Source organism: Rathayibacter sp. Leaf296 (genome assembly GCF_001423045.1).
GTDB classification, from domain to species: domain Bacteria; phylum Actinomycetota; class Actinomycetes; order Actinomycetales; family Microbacteriaceae; genus Rathayibacter; species Rathayibacter caricis.
Genome location: NZ_LMNR01000001.1, coordinates 2,026,724 through 2,044,397, shown reverse-complemented (window position 1 = coordinate 2,044,397; position 17,674 = coordinate 2,026,724). Strand labels below are relative to the sequence as shown.

Here is a 17,674-nt window from a genome sequence, read left to right as displayed (position 1 = left end):
ACCCCGAGCCGGATCGCCCCGGTCCGCGAGTGGTGGTCGGACCCTGGAGGAGACCTCGATGAAGAAGCTCATCAACGACCCCAAGAATGTCGTCGCCGAGTCCGTGGCCGGTTTCGGCCTCGCCCACGCCGATCTCGTCCGGGTCCAGGCGGACCCGCTGTTCGTCGTGCGCGTCGGCGCGCCGCGAGCGGGGAAGGTCGGGATCGTCAGCGGCGGGGGCAGCGGCCACGAGCCGCTGCACGCTGGATTCGTCGGGTACGGGATGCTCGATGCCGCGGTGCCCGGCGCCGTCTTCACCTCGCCCACTCCCGATCCGATCGTGGCGGCGACGCAGGCGGTCGACGGCGGTGCAGGCGTGCTCCACCTCGTGAAGAACTACACCGGCGACGTGCTGAACTTCGAGACCGCGGCCGACCTCGCGGCGGCGGAGGGCGTCGAGGTCCGCTCGGTCGTCATCGACGACGACGTGGCGGTCAAGGACTCGCTCTACACGGCCGGGCGCCGTGGGGTGGCGGGCACGGTCCTCGTCGAGAAGATCGCGGGCGCGGCCGCCGAGCGCGGCGACTCGCTCGACGAAGTCGCGGCGATCGCCGAGGCCGTGAACGCGAACGTGCGGTCGATGGGAGTCGCGCTCTCGCCCTGCATCGTGCCGCACGCGGGCGAGCCGAGCTTCGAGCTGGGTGAGGACGAGATCGAGATCGGGATCGGGATCCACGGCGAGCCGGGCCGCGAGAAGATCGCGCTCGAGCCGGCGGACCGGATCGTGGACCGCATCCTCGGCCCGATCCTCGAGGACCTGCCCTTCTCCTCCGGCGACAGCGTGCTGCTCTTCGTGAACGGCATGGGCGGCACGCCGCAGATCGAGCTCTACATCGCGTACCGCCGTGCCGCGGAGGTGCTCGCGGAGAAGGGCATCGAGGTGACGCGCAGCCTCGTCGGCAACTACGTCACGTCGCTCGAGATGCAGGGCTTCTCGCTGAGCGTGCTGAAGCTCGATTCGGCGATGACCGAGCTCTGGGACGCCCCGGTCGAGACGGCCGCGCTGCGCTGGGGTCGCTGATCGACGAGGACGGCGCTCGGGCCGCACACGACACGACGGCCGCGGGAGCGGTCGCAGGAGAGGGAACGATGCAGGACGGACGGACGGCGCTCGACGCCGAGTGGGCACTCGCGTGGGTGCGGGCAGCGGCGGAGTCGATCGCGCAGCACCGCGTGGAGCTGATCACGCTCGATCGGGCGATCGGCGACGGCGATCACGGCGAGAACATGGATCGCGGATTCCAGGCGGTGGTCGCGAAGCTCGACACCGCGGGCGGCGGGGCGACTCCCGCCGAGGTGCTCAAGCTGGTCGCGACGACGCTGATCTCGACGGTGGGCGGCGCCTCCGGTCCGCTGTTCGGGACGGCGTTCTTCAAGGCCTCGGCAGCGGTCGCCGGTCTCGAGCAGCTGGACGGGCCTGCGCTGGTGGCGCTGCTGACCGCCGCGCGCGACGGGATCGTGCTCCGGGGCAAGGCGGAGGCGGGGGACAAGACGATGGTCGACGCGTGGATCCCGGCTGTGGAGGCCGCAGAGGCCGCCGTCTCCGCGGGTGCCGCACCGGCCGCGGTGCTGAGCGCTGCGGCGGACGCGGCGCAGGGCGGAGCGGAGTCGACCGATCCGCTCGTCGCCCGCAAGGGCAGGGCCAGCTACCTGGGGGAGCGGGCCATCGGGCACCGCGATCCGGGGAGCGTGTCGACCGTGCTGCTGCTGCGCGCGGCGGCCGAGGCGGCGGCATGAGCGTCGGGCTCGTCCTCGTCTCGCACAGCGCACGGCTCGCGGAGGGACTGGCGGAGCTCGCGGCGCAGATGGCGCCCTCCGTCGCGCTCATCGCCGCGGGCGGCACGGACGACGGCGGGATCGGCACCAGCTTCGATCGGATCACGGCGGCTCTCGCCGAGGCGGACTCGGGCGAGGGCGCCGTGGTGCTCTGCGATCTCGGGTCGGCGATCATGACGGCCGAGACGGCGCTGGAGTTCCTGGACGACGACGCGCGGGACCGCGCGCGCCTGGTCGACGCTCCGCTCGTCGAGGGCGCGGTGGCGGCGGCGGTGGCGGCCGAGACCGGCGCCTCGCTCGACGACGTCGTGCGGGCCGCCGAGTCGGCTCGGGGAGAGGCGGCGTCCGCCCCCCAGGAGCCGCTCGCGGTGGCGCAGGTCCGGCGCAGCGTCGTGCTGATCAACCCGAACGGGCTGCACGCGCGGCCGGCCGCCGAGTTCGTCACGCTGGCGAGCGCGTTCGACGCGCGCATCGACGCGAACGGCAAGGATGCGACCAGCCTGCTCGGCGTGATGTCGCTGGGCTTGAACCGGGGGGACGAGGTCGTGATCTCGGCGACGGGCTCCCAGGCCGACGAGGCCGTGCGACGACTCGGCGACCTGGTCGAGTCGGGCTTCGGCGAGGTCTGACGCACCGGCGCTCCGCCAGGTCGCGGCTCCTAGGCTGTGGCCATGGCCCTGCGCGGAACCCGACCCCCGATCGTCCTCCTCCGCCGCCTCACGGCGCTGCCGCGGGCGGTCCGTCGCGCTGACGCCCGCGCAGCGCGGCGGTTGAACGCTCGACGCGCCTCCCCGGCCCTCGACGGCGCCCTCGTGGGGCTCTCCCGTGCCGCCGATCACGGCGTGCTGTGGTTCGCTCTCGGCGCGGTGCTGCTGGCCGCCGGCCGCCCGCGGGAGGCGGCGCGCGGCGTGCTCTCGCTGAGCGCCGCGAGTGCGGCGGCGAACCTGATCGGCAAGCGCGTCTTCGGCGGCGTCCGCCCGCTGGTCGTCGACGTGCCCGTGGGCCGCAGGCTCGCCCGCGTGCCCACGTCCCCGTCGTTCCCGTCCGGTCATGCGGCGAGCGCCGCCGCCTTCGCCGCGGGCGTGGCTCTCGAGAACCCGAAGGTCGGCGCGGCGGTCGCTCCGCTGGCCGCCGCGGTGGCCTTCTCGCGACTGCACGTGGGCGTGCACTGGCTGTCGGACGTGCTCGGCGGTGCCGCGCTCGGCGCGGTGGTCGCGACCCTGGGCCGGGTGCTGGTGCCGGCGACCCCGCGGCACGTCCCGGTCTCGGAGCGAGCGACGCTGCCCCCGGTCGACACCCGGCCGCTCGGCGACGGCGCGTCACTGCTCGTGGTGCTGAACCCGGGCTCGGGTCGCGACTCCCACCGGCCCGATCCGGAGCCGATGATCCTCGAGCGCTTCCCGAAGGCCCGGATCCACCGCCTGGCGGACGGGGAGGAGCTCGCCGACGTCGTGCGGGCGGCGCGGGCGGGTGGATCTCCCCCGGAGGTGCTCGGCGTCTACGGCGGCGACGGGACGATGTCGGTCGGCGCCGCGCTCGCACGGGCCGAGGGGATGACGCTGCTGGTGCTGCCCGGCGGCACCATGAACCACTTCGCGAAGGCACTGGGGCTGCTGACGATCGAGGACGCCTTCGACGCGGCCGCGCACGGCGAGCGACGGGACGTGGACGTGGCGGAGGTCGTCGCGGGCGACTCCGAGCCGGTGACGGTGCTGAACACGGTCTCGGTCGGCGTCTACCCGGAGTTCGTCGCCGCGCGCGAGAAGCACGAGAAGGTGCTCGGCAAGCCCGTCTCGGCGGTGCTCGCCGCGCTGCGGGTGGTGCGCGGCACCGACCCGTTCGAGTTGCGGCGCGACGGGCGGAGCGAGCTGGTGTGGTCCTTCTTCGTCGGCGTCAATCAGGAGCACCCGCGCACGGCGACCCCCCTCGCGCGTCGCCGCCTCGACGACGGGCAGCTGGACGTTCGCATCCTGCACTCGGGTCGTCGGCCGCGCACCCGCGGCGCGATCTCGCTCGTGCTCGGCCGCACCGCGACTCCGATCGTCGGGCGGGTGCCCGGCTGGCGCGCTCCCGTCGTGGAGTCCTACTCGACCGACCGGCTGACGATCTCGGTGCGCCGACCGGACGGCGAGGACCCGGGCTGGGCGCACGACGGTGAGACCGAGGTCTTCGACGGTGAGCGCGACGGCTACGAGGAGGCGTCGGTGCGGATCGTGCGACTGGCGCTCCGGGTCTACGCGACCGCCGACTGAGGCGCGGCAGTCGCGTCTCCTCCCGGGCCGGCGTGCCGGCTGCCGGCTACGACGACGGCGAGCCGCCCGAGAGTCCCGCCTCGAGCGCGTCGAGGACCGGCAGCTGACCGGCGACGATCCCGCTCCGCGCCTCGGCTGCGCTCATCCAGCGAGCCGTCGCGATCTCGGGGTACTCGCGGACGACTCCCGAGCCGCGCGGCCACTCGAGTTCGAAGGCGTTGCTCGCGACGAAGCGCACGTCGTCGCCCCCTGCGCCCGCGAACACCGTGACGATCTTGCCGGAGGACTGCCGGAACGCGCCGAGGAGACGGTAGTCGAGGTCGGGAGCGGGGACGCCGATCTCCTCCTCGAACTCGCGTCTCGCCGCGTCCAGCGGCGCCTCCTCCTCCGTGTACAGGCCCTTCGGGATCGACCACGCGCGCGGACGCCTCGTCCACAGCGGTCCGCCCATCCGTCCGAGGAACACCTCGAGACCCTCCGGGCCGGTGCGGTGCAGGAGGAGGCCGGCGCTCGTCGGGGCGGTCATCGCGGGCACCTGGTCATCCCGCCATCCTGCCCCTCCCGCGTGGAAGGATCGAGAGGATCGACCGCGACGGCACGGAGTGGACCATGGACAGCACCGAGATCCTGCGCGGACTGCAGGACGCCGTCGGCGAGGCGCTCGTCGTCGCCGGACCGGACTTCGAGGCGGTGCACACCGACAAGTCGGGCTTCACCACGGGGGAGCGCGCGCTCGCGCTGGTGCTCGCGCGCTCCGTCGAGGACGTCCAGGCCGTGCTGCGCCTCGCGACCGCGCACCGCGTGCCGGTCGTCCCGCGGGGAGCCGGCACAGGGCTGGCCGCCGGCGCCGTCGCCACGAGCGGCGCGATCGTGCTCTCGACCGCGCGCATGGACCGGATCCTCGAGATCTCGCTCGAGGACGAGCTGGCCGTCGTGGAGCCGGGCGTGATCAACCAGGCGCTCTCGGACGCCGTCGCCGCCGACGGGCTGGTCTTCTCGCCCGATCCCGCGAGCAAGGCGATCTCGAGCATCGGCGGCAACATCGCCACCAACGCCGGGGGTCTGCTCTGCGCGAAGTACGGGGTGACGCGGGAGGCGGTGCTCGGACTGGCGGTGGTGCTGCCGGACGGGCGGCTGGTGCGCACCGGGCGGCGCAGCGTCAAGGGCGTGACCGGCTACGACCTCACCGCGCTGCTGACCGGGTCGGAGGGGACGCTCGGCGTGATCGTCGAGGCCACCGTGAAGCTGCGTCCCCTCCCGCAGGGGCCGGTCGTGACGATCGGGGCGTACTTCCCGAGCGTGGTCGCCGCCGCAGCGGCCGCCGCGGCCGTGACCGCTGCGCGGCTCCGACCGGCTGTGATGGAGCTGATGGACGAGGCCGCGCTCGCCGCGATCGGCCGCTACACGGGCACGGTGCTCGACCGCGGTGCGGCCTACCTCCTCGTGCAGACCGACGGCGGGGGAGCCCGCGACGAGGCTGAGCGGATCCTCCGGATCGTCCTGGATGCGGGCGGCGACGCGGAGTCCACGGAGGACCGGGCCGCCGGGGAGGCGCTGCTCGCCGTGCGCCGTGCGTTCCATCCCGCACTGGAGGCCGAGGGCGAGGTGCTGATCGAGGACGTCTGCGTGCCCCGCTCCGCGCTGCCGGCGATGTTCGCGGCGATCCGGGGCATCGAGCAGCGGACCGGACTGTCGATCCCCACGGTCGCCCACGCGGGCGACGGCAACCTGCACCCGAACTTCGTGCTGCCCGCGGGTGCGCACGAGGTCGGGGAGGAGATCTGGGAGGCGGCCGCCGAGCTCTTCCGCACGGCGGTGTCGCTCGGAGGCACCCTGACCGGCGAGCACGGCGTGGGGCTCCTCAAGCGGCGATGGCTCGAGGAGGAGCTGGGGGAGGACTCGACGGCGCTGCAGCGGGGGATCAAGGCGGTGTTCGACCCGCTGGGGATCATGAACCCGGGGAAGGTCTTCTGACGCGTCAAGCGGGCAGGAGCTCCGAGACGAGCAGCGCGGCGGTCAGCACCGTCGTCGCGGCCGACATCAGCCAGTACAGGATCGTCTCGCGCCACGAGCCGGCGGAGCCGAGGACCGGCAGCGCGGCGTAGCCGCCCGAGGTCCAGAGCCGCCGGAGGACCGGGATGCGGCGCACCGCCCGGGGCGCCCGGATGCGCAGCGGCCAGAGCCAGTTGATCCCCTCCGTGGTCAGGGCGTCGCCCGCGATGTGCACGAAGTAGCCCAGGGTGGCCGCCACGCGCAGCCAGGCCCAGCTGCCGTCGGCGAGGCCGATCAGGAGCCCGCTGACCACTGCTGCGACGGCCCAGGCGAGCGGCCAGGACCGGGCGGTCCTGGTGGCCTTCGCCGCGAAGGCGAGCGCGGGGAGCGTCAGCAGCGCCGCCAGGGACACGGTGCCCAGCGGAGGGAGCGGGAAGCGCACCGCCGTCAGGACCGGCACGAGGTACCAGACCACGGCGATGGCGAGCAGCGAGTGCATGCCGTGGCGGTGGCCGCCGCTGATGCGTCCGGCGGTGGCCGTCAGGATCGACGCTCCCGGTGCGGAGCGGGAGATGGTCGCGCGGGCGTGATCGGCATCGGGGGCGAGCGCCCAGCCCGCGGCGACCCCGAGACCGACGAGACGGATGTCGAGCGGCAGGTCCGCGACTCCGAGCGGACCGGCGATCGCCGGCACGGAGGTGGCCACCGACCAGGCGAGAGCGGCGGAGACGGCGTGGGAGCGGCCCATCACGGCGGGTGGCACCTCGTGGTCGGATCGGAGCGGGACGGCGACGCCCGGGAGGGGCACGAGAAAACCCCCGGTGCCGCGCTGATGCACGGGCCGGGGGTGGGGGTGGGCGATACCGGACTCGAACCGATGACCTCTTCCGTGTGAAGGAAGCGCGCTACCAACTGCGCCAATCGCCCAGGAGGCCGTCTTGTGGACGACCCGAGAGACGATGTTAGCGGATCCCGGAGCGCGCGGAGCACCACGGCGGCGCGCCACGCCCGGGTGAACGGGGCGTGTCGGGGCGGTTTCCGGCGGAAAGACGGGCAAGTCGGCGACGTCCCCCCGGATCCGCGTCCGCTCGATTTGGTTTCTCGCGCAGCCGTCCTATAAAGTCTTCTAGGTCGAGCCGGGCAGCGAAAGCGCCGGGGAGACGAAGACCGGGAAGCGTCCGGCAAGACGCTGATCCGGAAGTGCTCGAAGAAGACAACTGAATACGACCTACATGCGGATGTGGCGCAGCGGTAGCGCATCACCTTGCCAAGGTGAGGGTCGCGAGTTCGAATCTCGTCATCCGCTCGAATATCGGCCTCCGGGCCGATGTTTCTGAGAGGGCCTCCGGGCCTTCTCCACCCCGGTCGGCTCGCCTCGCGGGTCGCCGACACCGAACCCAATACACGGTGGATTGGCCGAGAGGCGAGGCAGCGGCCTGCAAAGCCGTATACACGGGTTCGAATCCCGTATCCACCTCGATCGTTCCGACGAACGAGGCGCTCCTCGCGGAGCAACGGGCGATTGGCGCAGCGGTAGCGCGCTTCCCTGACACGGAAGAGGTCACTGGTTCGATCCCAGTATCGCCCACCACCTGGAACCCCGGCCCTCGGCCGGGGTTCCGTCGTTGACGGCCACCCACGCCGGCGGCTCGCCTCGAGGTTCTGCACGGGCGGCCGCGCGGACTACCCTCGGGACGTGCCCGCTCCGATCCGCCTCGACGAGAGCACGGTGCTCCGCCTCGTCGCCCGAGAGGACGGACCGGCGCTCTCAGCGGCCTACCGCCGGAACCGTCGCCACCTCGCTCCGTGGGAGCCGCTGCGCTCGGCCCGGTTCTTCGAGCCGGGTGGGCAGACGGACGCCATCGCCGACTCGCTGTTCGCCCACCGCTCCGGCAGCGTGCTGCCCCTCGTCCTCGTGCAGGGCGAGGAGATCGTCGGGCGGATCACCCTGTCGAACATCCTCCGCGGCGCCTTCGAGAGCGCCGAGATGGGCTACTGGCTCGACGCCCGCCTCGAGGGGCGGGGGACGATGACCCGCGCGGTCGGCGAGGCGATGGGGATCGCCGACGGCGAGCTGGGTCTGCACCGCGTCCAGGCGGGGACCCTCCTGCACAACGTCGGCTCGCAGACGGTGCTCGAGCGCAACGGGTTCGAGCGCATCGGCATCGCCCGCCGCTACCTCCGGATCGCGGGCGAGTGGCAGGACCACGTGCTGTTCCAGCGACTGCTCGAGCCCGCGCTGAACGCCCCGCTCACGCCGCCGGAGGGGCCGCAGCCGCCTCCGAGTCGTCTCGTCTAGGGTGGGCGACGGCCGCGCCGGTGATCCGTCGGCGCTCGGACCGAGAGGGACGGCTGGAGCATGACCCGCACCATCGGCGGACGCGAGTTCGACTTCGAGCGGCAGGTCGCCGTGATGGCGGTCGTGAACCGCACCCCCGACTCCTTCTACGACAAGGGCTCGACCTTCGCACTGGATCGAGCGGTCGCCGCCTCGGTGCGGGCGGCCGAGCAGGGCGCCGACTGGGTCGACATCGGGGGAGTGCCGTTCGGGCGGGGCCCGGCCGTCTCGCTGCAGGAGGAGATCGACCGGGTGGTGCCCGTCGTCGCCGGCATCCACGAGCGGAGCGACGTGGTCGTCTCGGTCGACACGACCCGGGCCGAGGTGGCCCGGCTGAGCATCGCCGAGGGCGCCTCCGTCGTCAACGACACCAGCGGGTTGCACGACCCGGAGATGCTCGCCGTCGTGGCGTCGTCCGAGGCGCAGCTCGTGATCACGCACAGCCTGGGCGCACCGCGCAGCGAGCCCGTGCGGCCCGAGTACGACGACGTCGTGGCCTCGGTGATCGCCCACCTGCGCGAGAGGCGGGACCGGGCGGTCGCGGGCGGAGTCCCGGACGAGCGCATCATCCTCGACCCCGGTCACGACCTCAACAAGAACACCCTGCACACCCTGGAGCTGACCCGTCGCCTGGGCGAGATCGCGGCGCTGGGACTCCCGGTGCTCGCGGCGGTGTCGAACAAGGACTTCATCGGCGAGACGCTCGACCGCCCGCAGGGCGAGCGGCTCGAGGGATCCCTCGCGGCGGCGGTGATCTGCATCCTCAACGGTGCGCGCATCGTGCGCATGCACGACGTGCGGCAGGCCGTCGACGCGGTCCGATTGACCGAGGCCGTTCTCGGCTGGCGGGCACCCGCCCACCTCCGTCACAACATCGAGGAGGAGCCCGTCGCATGAGCGCCGCGATCGACCGCCTGCACCCGTCCCCGCTCGCGGCGCTCGACGACGACACGCTCCTCGCGCTCTACTCGGCCGAGACCTCCGAGCCGTGGCTGCGGGTGAATTTCGTCTCGAGCATCGACGGAGCGGTCACCCGGGAGGGCGTCTCGGGCGCTCTGGGCGGGGACGCGGACGAGCGGGTCTTCGACCTCCTCCGTCGTCTCGCCGACGTGGTGCTGGTCGCGGCGGGCACGGTCCGCACCGAGGGCTACGGGCCGATGGTGCTGGGGGAGGAGTCGGCCGCGGCGCGCTCCGCCGAGGGGCGCCCCGCGCATCCGGTGTTCGCGATCGTCTCGGGCTCGCTGGAGCTGGACCCGGCCTCGCGGATCTTCACCGAGGCTCCGGTGCGCCCGGTCGTGGTCACCACCGGAGCGTCTCCCGCCCGTCGGCGCGCGGAGCTCGCCGAGGTGGCGGACGTGCTGATCTGCGGCGAGGAGGACCTGGACGCGGTGCGGATGCGCGACGCACTCGCCGATCGCGGTCTCGCCAGGATCCACTGCGAGGGCGGACCGGGGCTCCTCGGCACCCTGCTCTCGCAGGACGTGGTCGACGAGCTCGACCTCACCGTCAGCCCGACACTCGAGGCCGGCGACGGCGGCCGGATCGCCCGGGGCGAGGCGGAGGCGAGGACGCAGCGCCTCGCGCACGTCCTCGCCTCCGGCGACACCCTGCTGCTGCGCTACCTCCGCGCGCGCTGACGGTCGGGGCGCCCGGCCGGACGCCCCGACGGACGTCAGTCGGCGAGCACGAACTGCGGGGAGACCGCGCGCGGCACCAGACGCTCGAGCTGCGTGACGTGCGAGGGGTTCAACTCCTCGAGCGAGTTCACGCCCAGCAGGCGCATGGTGCGCGTGATCTGCTCGGACAGGATCTCGATCATCCGGTTGACGCCCGCCTCGCCGCCGGCCATCAGGCCGTAGAGGTACGCGCGGCCCACGAGGGTGAAGCGAGCGCCGAGGGCGATCGAGGCCACGATGTCGGCGCCGGACATGATGCCGGTGTCGAGGTGGATCTCCATGCCGGACGTGCTGCCCGTGCCGACCTCGCGCACCACGTCCGGGAGGAGGTGGAAGGGGATCGGAGCGCGATCGAGCTGGCGGCCGCCGTGGTTCGAGAGGACGACGCCGTCGACGCCGAGCTCGGCGACGCGACGTGCGTCGTCGACCGTCTGGACGCCCTTGACGACGATCTTCCCGGGCCACTGGTCGCGGATCCAGGCGAGGTCCTCGAATCCGACGGTGGGATCGAACATCGTGTCGAGCAGCTCGCCGACGGTGCCGGACCAGCGGTCCAGCGACGCGAACGACAGCGGCTCGGTGGTGAGGAAGTCGACCCACCACCAGGGGCGCGGCATCGCGTTCACCACGGTGCCCAGCGTCAGCTGAGGTGGGATCGAGAAGCCGTTGCGCTTGTCGCGGAGGCGCGCGCCGGCGACGGGGACGTCGACCGTCACCAGGAGCGTGTCGAATCCTGACGCGGCCGCGCGCTCCACGAGCGCCATCGAGCGGTCGCGGTCCTTCCACATGTAGAGCTGGAACCAGTTGCGGCCGTCCGGGTTCGCGGCCTTCACGTCCTCGATGGCGGTGGTGCCCATGGTGGAGAGCGAGAAGGGGATGCCCCACTTGGCCGCGTTGCGCGCGCCGGCGATCTCGCCCTCGGTCTGCATCATCCGGGTGAAGCCGGTCGGCGCGATGCCGAAGGGGAGCGAGACGGGAGCGCCGAGGACGTCCCAGCCGGTGCTGACCTCCGAGACGTCGCGCAGGATCGCCGGGTTGAACTGGATGTCCTCGAACGCCTGGCGCGCACGGCCGAGCGAGATCTCGGCCTCTGCGGCTCCCTCCGTGTAGTCGAACGCCGCCTTGGGCGTCCGGCGCTTCGCGATGCGCTGGAGATCGTGGATCGTCAGAGCCTTGTCGAGCCGGGCCTTCTTGAGGTCGAGCTCGGGCTTCTTGAACTGCATGAGGGGCGCGAGGTCGCGCACCTTCGGGATTCGTCGGTCGACCATGGTCAGTCCTTCTCCGCTCCAGTGGGTGTCAGGTGGGTCTCGGCGTAGTAGCCGGAGATGTGGGCCGCGACGAGCGCGCGGGCGCGGTCGGGGTCGGCGGCCGCGATCGCGGCGACCAGGGCGCGGTGCTCCGAGCGGAGCCGATCGCGGGTCGTCGGCCAGTCGGGCAGGGTGCGCGCGGCGGTGATCACGTAGCTCTCGACCGCGTCGCGCAGGCCCGCGGTCATCGCCGCGATCACCGCGTTCCCGGACGCCTCGGCGAGCGAGAGGTGGAACTGCGCGTCGAGGGCGAGGAACGCGTCGTGGTCGAGCACCTCGGCGTCCATCGCATCCAGGAGCTCGCGGCTCTCGCCCAGAGCCGGACCGGGCGTGCGGGCGAGGTCGTCGACGACGGCGGTCTCGAGCACGAGCCGGGTGCGGACGACGTCCTCCACCGCGAACCCGCTCGCGGCGACCTGGAGGCGCAGCAGCGCGCTCATCCCTCCGGTCGGCCGCGCCACGATCACGGCGCCCGCCGCCGGCCCGGAGCCGGAGCGGGTGCGGACGAGCCCCATCACCTCGAGGACGCGGACGGCCTCGCGGACCGAGGACCGACCGACTCCGAGTTCGAGGGCGAGGGTGCGCTCACCCGGGAGGCGGTCACCGGGTGCGAGTGCTCCGGTGAGCAGGAGGCCCTCGACATGGGCGAGGACGGCCTCCCACGCGCGTTCGCCGGTGTCGCTCATCCCGCTCCTCCTCGTGTGGTCTGACCACACCGTACCATGTGGTCCGACCACACGGCACACGCAGTGCCTAGGCTGTCGGGATGACCGGTCCGGACCTCGCGCGGCAGTACTCGCTCGAGGGCGCGGTGATCCCGGCGATCGCGCGACGGCTCGGCGGTGGCGATCCGGAGCTCGCCTGGCGCAACCAGGCGGACGGGCTGACCTTCCGCGTGCCGGCCGGGTACCTCAAGTGGAATCCCGCGGGCACAGGCATCGACCTGCGACGCGAATCGGCGCGGCTGCGCTGGCTGGAGGGTCGTCATCCGTCGCCCCGCGTGCTGGACGAGGGGGACGAGGACGGCGGCCAGTGGCTGCTCACGGCGCCGATCGCAGGGCGCAGCGCCGTCGATCCGCTCTGGATCGCGCGGCCCGGGACCGCGGTGCGAGCGATCGCACGAAACCTGCGGGCTCTGCACGCCGTCCCCGCCGGCGACCTGCCGGACGAGCTCCGCCGCGACTCCTGGTTCCACCGCGGGGCGGCACCGGAGCCCGAGCGGCCTGTGCTCGTCCACGGCGACGCCTGCGCACCCAACACGCTGATCGGCGACGACGGAGCCTGGAGCGGCACGGTCGACCTCGGCGACCTCGGTCTGGGCGACCGCTGGGCCGATCTCGCCGTCGCGACGATGAGCCTGCACTGGAACTACGGTGACGGCTTCACCGACCTGCTGCTCGAGGAGTACGGCATCGCCCCGGACGAGGAGCGGACCTCCTTCTACCGCGCGCTCTGGGCGGCGGAGTCCTGAGGGCAGGGACTCACGTCGACGAGTCGTCCTTCTTCCCGTCCTGCGCCGACTCCTTGTTCTCGGACGCGAGGCGCAGCCACCGGCCGTCGCGCAGGTCCTGCTCGTGCACGGCGGCCTTCTTGTCGCTGGCGGCGGTGTCGCGCGGCGGGAGCTGGATGGTCTCCTCCGCCTCGATGCCGGCCTGCAGCTCGCGGCCGCGCTCGAGCTCCGCGTCGAACTCCGCTCCGAAGAGCAGCGCGATGTTGGTGATCCAGATCCAGAGGAGGAAGACGATCACCGCGCCGAGCGAGCCGTAGGTCTTGTCGTAGTTCGAGAAGTTGGCGACGTAGAAGCCGAAGCCGATCGAGGCGACGAGCCAGATCAGCAGGGCGAGGACCGAGCCCGCTCCGATCCAGCGGAACTTCGGCTGACGGATGTTCGGCGCCCAGTAGTAGAGGATCGCGACGATCACGATCGCGATGACCAGCAGCACGGGCCACTTCGCGATGTTCCAGACCAGGAGGGCGGAGGACCCGAGGCCGACCACGTCGCCCACGGCCTCGGCCACGGGGCCGCTGAGCACGAGGATCAGTGCGGCGACGACGATCAGCACGACCGTGGCGAGCGTCACGCCGAGCATCGTCGGGCGCAGCTTCCAGAACGGGCGGCCCTCGTCGATCTCGTAGACGCGGTTCATGGCGCGGCCGAACGCGCCGACGTAGCCGGAGGCCGACCACAGGGCGCCGACGATACCGGTGACGAACGCGAGTCCCGCGGCCGGCGAGCTCGTGAGCGATTGGATGGGCTCGCGCAGCACGTCGACGACCTGTGCGGAAGCGAGATTCCCGACCAGCTCGAGCACGGTGTCGGTCGTGGCCTGCGCCTGGCCGAAGAGGCCGAGGACCGAGACGATCGCCAGCAGCGCCGGGAAGAGCGCGAGGACGGCGTAGTAGGTGAGTGCTGCGGCGAGGTCGGTGCACTGGTCGGCGCCGAACTCGCGCATCGTCTTCTTCAGCACGTAGCCCCACGACCGCTTCGTCAGGTCGCTCAGCTCGTCGGGCTTGCGCCTGTCGTCGGGTTCGGGCGCGCTCTTCTCGCGGGTCGTGCTCTTCTCGGCCATGCGGCCACGCTACGGCGCTCGGCGATCCGGTGGTGGCCCTTGACGGCGGTGCCCCGCGCTGTCAGGCGGCGCTCAGCCGACCGGGAGTCGCGGGGCCCGTCGCTGCCGTGCGGCGGCGATCGTTCCGAAGACGAGGAACGACGTCGTCGACGCGAGGACGACGAGCAGGGGAGCGTCCCACCCGCCGCTCGTGTCGTGCGCGATGCCGAGGACGGTGGGCGCCGTCGCGGCGACCGCGTAGCCGATGCCCTGGACGGTCGCCGAGAGCCGGGACGCGTGGGCGTCGGACTGCGAGAGACGGACCACGAGGACGAACACCACCGTGAATCCGCCGCCCTGCGCGATGCCGCCCAGAGCGCACCACAGCGCCCAGAGGTCGGGCGCGAGCAGCAGGCCGGCGGGAACCGTGCACCAGAGCGAGCCGACGAGCGCGATGCTGCCCAGCGGCGCGAGCCGGCGGACGAGCAGCGGGACGCCGAGCGCCCCCACGACGGCGGCGACCTGGAAGACGGAGGAGCTCGCTCCGGCGGTCTCGACCGAGAAGCCGTTGCGGTCGACGAGCAGGCTCGGCAGCCACGCGGTCACGCCGTAGTAGGAGAACGCCTGGCTCGAGAAGCAGACCGCCAGTGCGAGCACCGTGGCGCTGCGGAAGACGCGCGGGGGAGCGGCGGCGAGGCCCGCGGGGGACACCGGCCGGGGTGCGGGCCGGAACGCGCCCGAGGGGCCCGCGACGGCGAGCCAGCCCAGCAGCGCGAGTGCCGACAGGAGGAGCCAGGCCAGCAGGGCCCCGCGCCAGCCGAGCGCGTGCGCCAGGGGCGCGGTGCCGAGGGAGGTGATCGTGGAGCCGATGTTGAGCGCCGCCGTGTAGACGCCCGTCGTGAGGTCGACCCGTCGGGCGGGGACGTCGCGCCGGATGACGACCGGGACGACGACGTTGCCGATCGTGATGAAGACGCCGATGAGGATCGTCCCCGCGACGACCGCGACGGTGTCGCCGGCCGAGCGGACGACGGTGCCCAGGGCGACGCCGAGGACCGTCGCCGTCACGGCGGCGTCCGGTCCGGCGCGCCGGATGACCAGGAGGGCGAGCGGAGTCGCCAGGGAGAAGCAGAGCACGGGGATGCTCGTGAGGATCCCGGCCTGACCGGAGGACAGTGCCAGATCGTCGCGGACGGCGTCGATCACCGGGGCGACCGCCACGATCGGGCCGCGGAGGACCAGGGCGACGAGCGAGACGGCGACGACGAAGAGCCAGGGGGCGCTCCGACGCGGCGTCATCGGCGCATCGAGGGGGAAGCGGGGCGGCGCACCCGGCTCAGCTGCCGAGCTGGGCGAGGAACCCGGCGATGTTGACGAGGAACATGAGGCCGCCGACGGCGATGCCCACGATGCCCGTGATCAGACCGGCAGTCGCCATGCCCCGTCCGATCCCGGTCACCGTCGCCGCGGCCCGGCCGCGGACGGCGAAGACGATGGCGAGGATCGAGGGGACGAACAGCACGTTGAACACGAGGCTGAGGATCCCCATCACGAGGCTCGCGACGGCCATCGGATTGCGACCGGAGGCGGCGGTGGAGTCGTACGGATTCGACGCGTACGGATTCGTCGCGTACGGGTTCGCTCCGGAGGGCGCCGCTCCGTACGGGGTGGTCGGGGCGGCCTGGTCCGAGCCGTACGGCGCGGCCGGAGGAGTGCCGTAGGCCGCCCCGGCCGGATCGGCGTGCGGGGCGCTCGGTGTGCCGTACAGCGGGGCCTGCGGTGCGGACGGGCGCGACCGGTCGGTCCAGGCCGAGCCGTCCCAGTAGAGCTCCGAGCCGATGTCGGCGGGGTGCGGGTACCATCCGGGCGCGGGAGTGCGGGGGGAGTCGTCGGACATGGGGCGATTCTAGGGCGCGCCGATCGCCCGGGCGGTCAGTCCTTCGGCTGCTCGATGCCCAGCGCGTTGCCGTCGGGGTCGAGGATCCAGGCCGCCCAGACGCTGCCGCGATCGGCGATGCCGTCGACGGTGCGCAGCTCGTCGCTGTCGTAGTCCTCCGGCGTCACCCCGCGCGCGGCGAGGGCCTCGAGCTCGGCGCGGAGATCGTCGACGCGCCAGGCCGCCTTCGTCTGCTCGTCCTTCGAGCCGGTCGTGCTGGCGGTGACCGTCAGGCGCGTCCCTCCTGTCGAGTAGGCGACCGCGGAGTCGGACTCCTCCAGCACCTCCAGGCCGAGGGCGTCGGCGTAGAACCTGCGCGAGGCGGCGAGATCCTTCGAGAGGAGGACTGGGCCGATGGGTGAGTCGGAGAGCACGGGTGCACCTTTCGTCGAGGAGCCGCACGGGGCGGTGCGGGTGCTCCAGCCCACGCCGGAGCCGGTGGATCGACAAGGGGTTGCCAACGGCGCTGTACCGATCACGCACTGCGAAGGCGTTCCCCGCGACCCGCGCGCAGACTGTCCCCGGCGCGAGGAGGCGTGATGGACGGGCCCGAGGAACGGGACGCGGCGGTACTCGCCGATCTCGTCGCGGTGGTGGCCGGACTGGTCGGCGCCGGGGCCCTCGACGCTCGGCAGCGGGACGTGCTCGCCCGTGCCCTCGCCATCGAGGACTCCGGCGCGATCGGTCCGGGGCTCGCCGCGCTGGCGATCCGGCTCCGCACCGCGGGCTGACGCTCAGTCGCGGATCACGGCCCGCTCGAGCGCCGCCGCCAGCACCTCGAGCGCTCGGCCGGGAGTCGTCCCGCTCCCGGGCACGAGCATCCGCAGTCGCAGTCCGTCGACGAGCGCGAGGATCAGCTCCACGTGCTGCTCGAGCGGACCGCGCCGCAGCACGCCCTCCTCGGCGAGCAGATCGATCCAGCGCACGGTGCTCGCGCGGCTGCTCGCGTCGACGGCGGCGACGAGAGCGCGGCCCTGCTCCGTCGAGCCCGGACCGGCAGACGCGGCGTGGAGTGCGAACCAGCCGCCCAGGGCGGGAGGGGCGTCCTCGGCGGGGAGGAACTGCCCGACGCACTCCAGCAGTCTCTCGAGCGGATCGACGCGCCGGTCCTCGATCCGCAGGTCGCCGAGACCGGGGTCGAAGAGCTCCGCGACCACCGCGTCGTAGAGATCGCGCTGCGCGGGGAAGTGATGGCGCAGCGTGCTGGCCCCGATGCCCGCGCGCGCCGCGACGGCGCGGACGCTCAGCGCCGCGACTCCGTGCTCGGCGGCGAGCGCCCGGGCCGCCTGGAGGATCTCCTCGCGTCGGTTCATCGGATCCTCCTCCTGATCGGCCCATCGGTGTTCCATCGTGGCAGTGGAACAGTGTACCGGCACGCTGTGCCAAAGCCGTCTCGCACACCGTACCAGCGCGCAGGCGGGCTCGAGGAGCGGAGCCCGCCCGTCCGCCGTCCTGTACGGGAAACGAAGCCGGCGGGCGTTCCCCGGCTCTCTCCGCCGAAGGCTTCGCCAAGGTGGAGGGGACCCAGACGGACGCACGCGACCCGCGTCCGGGATCGGATGCATGGACACGGACCGCAGCGCGCTGCCGCTCTCCGTCGACGACGCCCTCGCGGTGGTGGCGGTCCTCGCCGTCCTCGAGGGCGCCCTCGTCTCGGACGCCCTCCCCCAGGGGGTCGAGGCCGTCCTCGTGCGCCACCTCGTGCAGAACGACCTGCTGCTCGACGGGGCCGATCGAGGCGAGCTCGTCGACGCCCTCCGCGGTCTGGACGAGCGCGTTCGGGCCGTGCTCGGCTGACGTCCGTCCGTC

Annotated in this window: 20 protein-coding genes and 4 tRNA genes; 14 read left to right on the top strand and 10 right to left on the bottom strand. The window is 73.0% G+C overall.

What is annotated here, in order from left to right:
- The first annotated feature begins 58 nt into the window (after positions 1-58).
- From dhaK to ASF46_RS09495, 4 genes are all read left to right on the top strand, one after another.
- Positions 59-1,060 carry a dihydroxyacetone kinase subunit DhaK gene (gene dhaK, locus ASF46_RS09510; RefSeq protein WP_056867256.1) on the top strand — a complete coding sequence of 334 codons (1,002 nt, stop codon included), beginning with the start codon at positions 59-61 and terminating at the stop codon, positions 1,058-1,060.
- Between the two features lie 68 nt (positions 1,061-1,128).
- Complete coding sequence (gene dhaL / locus ASF46_RS09505; protein ID WP_056867255.1) at positions 1,129-1,776, top strand: dihydroxyacetone kinase subunit DhaL; 648 nt, start codon at positions 1,129-1,131, stop codon at positions 1,774-1,776.
- Positions 1,773-2,444 (top strand): dihydroxyacetone kinase phosphoryl donor subunit DhaM, encoded by a 672-nt coding sequence (gene dhaM, locus ASF46_RS09500; RefSeq protein ID WP_056867254.1) that lies wholly within the window; start codon positions 1,773-1,775, stop codon positions 2,442-2,444. The genes dhaL and dhaM overlap by 4 nt, the downstream gene beginning before the upstream one ends.
- A 42-nt stretch (positions 2,445-2,486) precedes the next feature.
- Positions 2,487-4,067 carry a bifunctional phosphatase PAP2/diacylglycerol kinase family protein gene (locus ASF46_RS09495; RefSeq protein WP_082485338.1) on the top strand — a complete coding sequence of 527 codons (1,581 nt, stop codon included), beginning with the start codon at positions 2,487-2,489 and terminating at the stop codon, positions 4,065-4,067.
- A gap of 46 nt (positions 4,068-4,113) precedes the next feature.
- Here the strand turns inward: ASF46_RS09495 and ASF46_RS09490 are convergent, their stop codons facing one another.
- Positions 4,114-4,593, bottom strand: coding sequence for an NUDIX domain-containing protein (locus tag ASF46_RS09490; protein ID WP_056867253.1), 480 nt, complete (start codon positions 4,591-4,593; stop codon positions 4,114-4,116).
- Positions 4,594-4,676: 83 nt separating this feature from the next.
- Between ASF46_RS09490 and ASF46_RS09485 the strand changes: the two genes are divergently transcribed.
- Positions 4,677-6,041 (top strand): FAD-binding oxidoreductase, encoded by a 1,365-nt coding sequence (locus ASF46_RS09485; RefSeq protein ID WP_056867252.1) that lies wholly within the window; start codon positions 4,677-4,679, stop codon positions 6,039-6,041.
- Between the two features lie 4 nt (positions 6,042-6,045).
- Here the strand turns inward: ASF46_RS09485 and ASF46_RS09480 are convergent, their stop codons facing one another.
- Positions 6,046-6,867 (bottom strand): metal-dependent hydrolase, encoded by an 822-nt coding sequence (locus ASF46_RS09480; RefSeq protein ID WP_157602318.1) that lies wholly within the window; start codon positions 6,865-6,867, stop codon positions 6,046-6,048.
- A 46-nt stretch (positions 6,868-6,913) separates the two neighbouring features.
- A tRNA-Val gene (locus ASF46_RS09475) sits at positions 6,914-6,986 on the bottom strand.
- 307 nt (positions 6,987-7,293) lie between these two features.
- Here ASF46_RS09475 and ASF46_RS09470 point away from each other — a divergent pair.
- The 6 genes from ASF46_RS09470 to ASF46_RS09445 all read left to right on the top strand — a co-directional run bounded on the left by ASF46_RS09470 (position 7,294) and on the right by ASF46_RS09445 (position 10,034).
- A tRNA-Gly gene (locus tag ASF46_RS09470) sits at positions 7,294-7,365 on the top strand.
- 100 nt (positions 7,366-7,465) lie between these two features.
- Positions 7,466-7,536, top strand: a tRNA-Cys gene (locus ASF46_RS09465).
- 39 nt (positions 7,537-7,575) lie between these two features.
- Positions 7,576-7,650 (top strand) — tRNA-Val (locus ASF46_RS09460).
- A gap of 105 nt (positions 7,651-7,755) precedes the next feature.
- Positions 7,756-8,358 (top strand): GNAT family N-acetyltransferase, encoded by a 603-nt coding sequence (locus ASF46_RS09455; protein WP_200919674.1) that lies wholly within the window; start codon positions 7,756-7,758, stop codon positions 8,356-8,358.
- A gap of 60 nt (positions 8,359-8,418) precedes the next feature.
- Entirely contained in the window at positions 8,419-9,294 is an 876-nt protein-coding gene (gene folP / locus ASF46_RS09450; protein ID WP_056867250.1) for a dihydropteroate synthase, read from the top strand.
- Positions 9,291-10,034 (top strand): pyrimidine reductase family protein, encoded by a 744-nt coding sequence (locus tag ASF46_RS09445; protein ID WP_056867249.1) that lies wholly within the window; start codon positions 9,291-9,293, stop codon positions 10,032-10,034. The genes folP and ASF46_RS09445 overlap by 4 nt, the downstream gene beginning before the upstream one ends.
- 35 nt (positions 10,035-10,069) lie before the next feature.
- Here the strand turns inward: ASF46_RS09445 and ASF46_RS09440 are convergent, their stop codons facing one another.
- Positions 10,070-11,341: an alpha-hydroxy acid oxidase gene (locus tag ASF46_RS09440; RefSeq protein WP_056867248.1), complete on the bottom strand. Its 1,272-nt coding sequence runs from the start codon at positions 11,339-11,341 to the stop codon at positions 10,070-10,072.
- Positions 11,342-11,343: 2 nt separating this feature from the next.
- Entirely contained in the window at positions 11,344-12,066 is a 723-nt protein-coding gene (locus ASF46_RS09435; RefSeq protein ID WP_056867247.1) for a FadR/GntR family transcriptional regulator, read from the bottom strand.
- Positions 12,067-12,146: 80 nt separating this feature from the next.
- Between ASF46_RS09435 and ASF46_RS09430 the strand changes: the two genes are divergently transcribed.
- Positions 12,147-12,851 (top strand): aminoglycoside 3'-phosphotransferase, encoded by a 705-nt coding sequence (locus ASF46_RS09430; RefSeq protein ID WP_082485337.1) that lies wholly within the window; start codon positions 12,147-12,149, stop codon positions 12,849-12,851.
- A 10-nt stretch (positions 12,852-12,861) separates the two neighbouring features.
- On the opposite strand, the gene ASF46_RS09425 is transcribed toward ASF46_RS09430, so the two are convergent.
- The 4 genes from ASF46_RS09425 to ASF46_RS19405 all read right to left on the bottom strand — a co-directional run bounded on the left by ASF46_RS09425 (position 12,862) and on the right by ASF46_RS19405 (position 16,239).
- Positions 12,862-13,950: a YihY/virulence factor BrkB family protein gene (locus ASF46_RS09425; RefSeq protein ID WP_056867246.1), complete on the bottom strand. Its 1,089-nt coding sequence runs from the start codon at positions 13,948-13,950 to the stop codon at positions 12,862-12,864.
- A gap of 72 nt (positions 13,951-14,022) precedes the next feature.
- Positions 14,023-15,228: a CynX/NimT family MFS transporter gene (locus tag ASF46_RS09420; RefSeq protein WP_056867245.1), complete on the bottom strand. Its 1,206-nt coding sequence runs from the start codon at positions 15,226-15,228 to the stop codon at positions 14,023-14,025.
- 37 nt (positions 15,229-15,265) lie between these two features.
- Complete coding sequence (locus tag ASF46_RS09415; protein ID WP_056867244.1) at positions 15,266-15,826, bottom strand: DUF4190 domain-containing protein; 561 nt, start codon at positions 15,824-15,826, stop codon at positions 15,266-15,268.
- A gap of 35 nt (positions 15,827-15,861) precedes the next feature.
- Positions 15,862-16,239, bottom strand: a complete 378-nt coding sequence (locus tag ASF46_RS19405) for a VOC family protein (protein WP_056867243.1) — start codon at positions 16,237-16,239, stop codon at positions 15,862-15,864.
- A 165-nt stretch (positions 16,240-16,404) separates the two neighbouring features.
- Here ASF46_RS19405 and ASF46_RS09405 point away from each other — a divergent pair, with 165 nt between their 5' ends.
- Entirely contained in the window at positions 16,405-16,596 is a 192-nt protein-coding gene (locus ASF46_RS09405) for a hypothetical protein (protein WP_056867242.1), read from the top strand.
- A 3-nt stretch (positions 16,597-16,599) separates the two neighbouring features.
- Here ASF46_RS09405 and ASF46_RS09400 read toward each other — a convergent pair whose 3' ends face one another.
- Positions 16,600-17,178 (bottom strand): TetR/AcrR family transcriptional regulator, encoded by a 579-nt coding sequence (locus ASF46_RS09400; RefSeq protein ID WP_056867241.1) that lies wholly within the window; start codon positions 17,176-17,178, stop codon positions 16,600-16,602.
- A 250-nt stretch (positions 17,179-17,428) separates the two neighbouring features.
- On the opposite strand from ASF46_RS09400, the gene ASF46_RS19400 reads away from it, so the two are divergent.
- Positions 17,429-17,662, top strand: coding sequence for a hypothetical protein (locus ASF46_RS19400; RefSeq protein ID WP_056867240.1), 234 nt, complete (start codon positions 17,429-17,431; stop codon positions 17,660-17,662).
- The last annotated feature ends 12 nt before the right edge of the window (positions 17,663-17,674 follow it).

Coding starts and splice junctions, on each gene's coding strand:
- dhaK (WP_056867256.1), top strand. CDS start 59: ATGAAGAAGCTCATCAACGACCCCAAGAATGTCGTCGCCGAGTCCGTG.
- dhaL (WP_056867255.1), top strand. CDS start 1,129: ATGCAGGACGGACGGACGGCGCTCGACGCCGAGTGGGCACTCGCGTGG.
- dhaM (WP_056867254.1), top strand. CDS start 1,773: ATGAGCGTCGGGCTCGTCCTCGTCTCGCACAGCGCACGGCTCGCGGAG.
- ASF46_RS09495 (WP_082485338.1), top strand. CDS start 2,487: ATGGCCCTGCGCGGAACCCGACCCCCGATCGTCCTCCTCCGCCGCCTC.
- ASF46_RS09490 (WP_056867253.1), bottom strand. CDS start 4,593: ATGACCGCCCCGACGAGCGCCGGCCTCCTCCTGCACCGCACCGGCCCG.
- ASF46_RS09485 (WP_056867252.1), top strand. CDS start 4,677: ATGGACAGCACCGAGATCCTGCGCGGACTGCAGGACGCCGTCGGCGAG.
- folP (WP_056867250.1), top strand. CDS start 8,419: ATGACCCGCACCATCGGCGGACGCGAGTTCGACTTCGAGCGGCAGGTC.
- ASF46_RS09445 (WP_056867249.1), top strand. CDS start 9,291: ATGAGCGCCGCGATCGACCGCCTGCACCCGTCCCCGCTCGCGGCGCTC.
- ASF46_RS09440 (WP_056867248.1), bottom strand. CDS start 11,341: ATGGTCGACCGACGAATCCCGAAGGTGCGCGACCTCGCGCCCCTCATG.
- ASF46_RS09435 (WP_056867247.1), bottom strand. CDS start 12,066: ATGAGCGACACCGGCGAACGCGCGTGGGAGGCCGTCCTCGCCCATGTC.
- ASF46_RS09430 (WP_082485337.1), top strand. CDS start 12,147: ATGACCGGTCCGGACCTCGCGCGGCAGTACTCGCTCGAGGGCGCGGTG.
- ASF46_RS09425 (WP_056867246.1), bottom strand. CDS start 13,950: ATGGCCGAGAAGAGCACGACCCGCGAGAAGAGCGCGCCCGAACCCGAC.
- ASF46_RS09420 (WP_056867245.1), bottom strand. CDS start 15,228: ATGACGCCGCGTCGGAGCGCCCCCTGGCTCTTCGTCGTCGCCGTCTCG.
- ASF46_RS09415 (WP_056867244.1), bottom strand. CDS start 15,826: ATGTCCGACGACTCCCCCCGCACTCCCGCGCCCGGATGGTACCCGCAC.
- ASF46_RS09405 (WP_056867242.1), top strand. CDS start 16,405: ATGGACGGGCCCGAGGAACGGGACGCGGCGGTACTCGCCGATCTCGTC.
- ASF46_RS09400 (WP_056867241.1), bottom strand. CDS start 17,178: ATGAACCGACGCGAGGAGATCCTCCAGGCGGCCCGGGCGCTCGCCGCC.
- ASF46_RS19400 (WP_056867240.1), top strand. CDS start 17,429: ATGGACACGGACCGCAGCGCGCTGCCGCTCTCCGTCGACGACGCCCTC.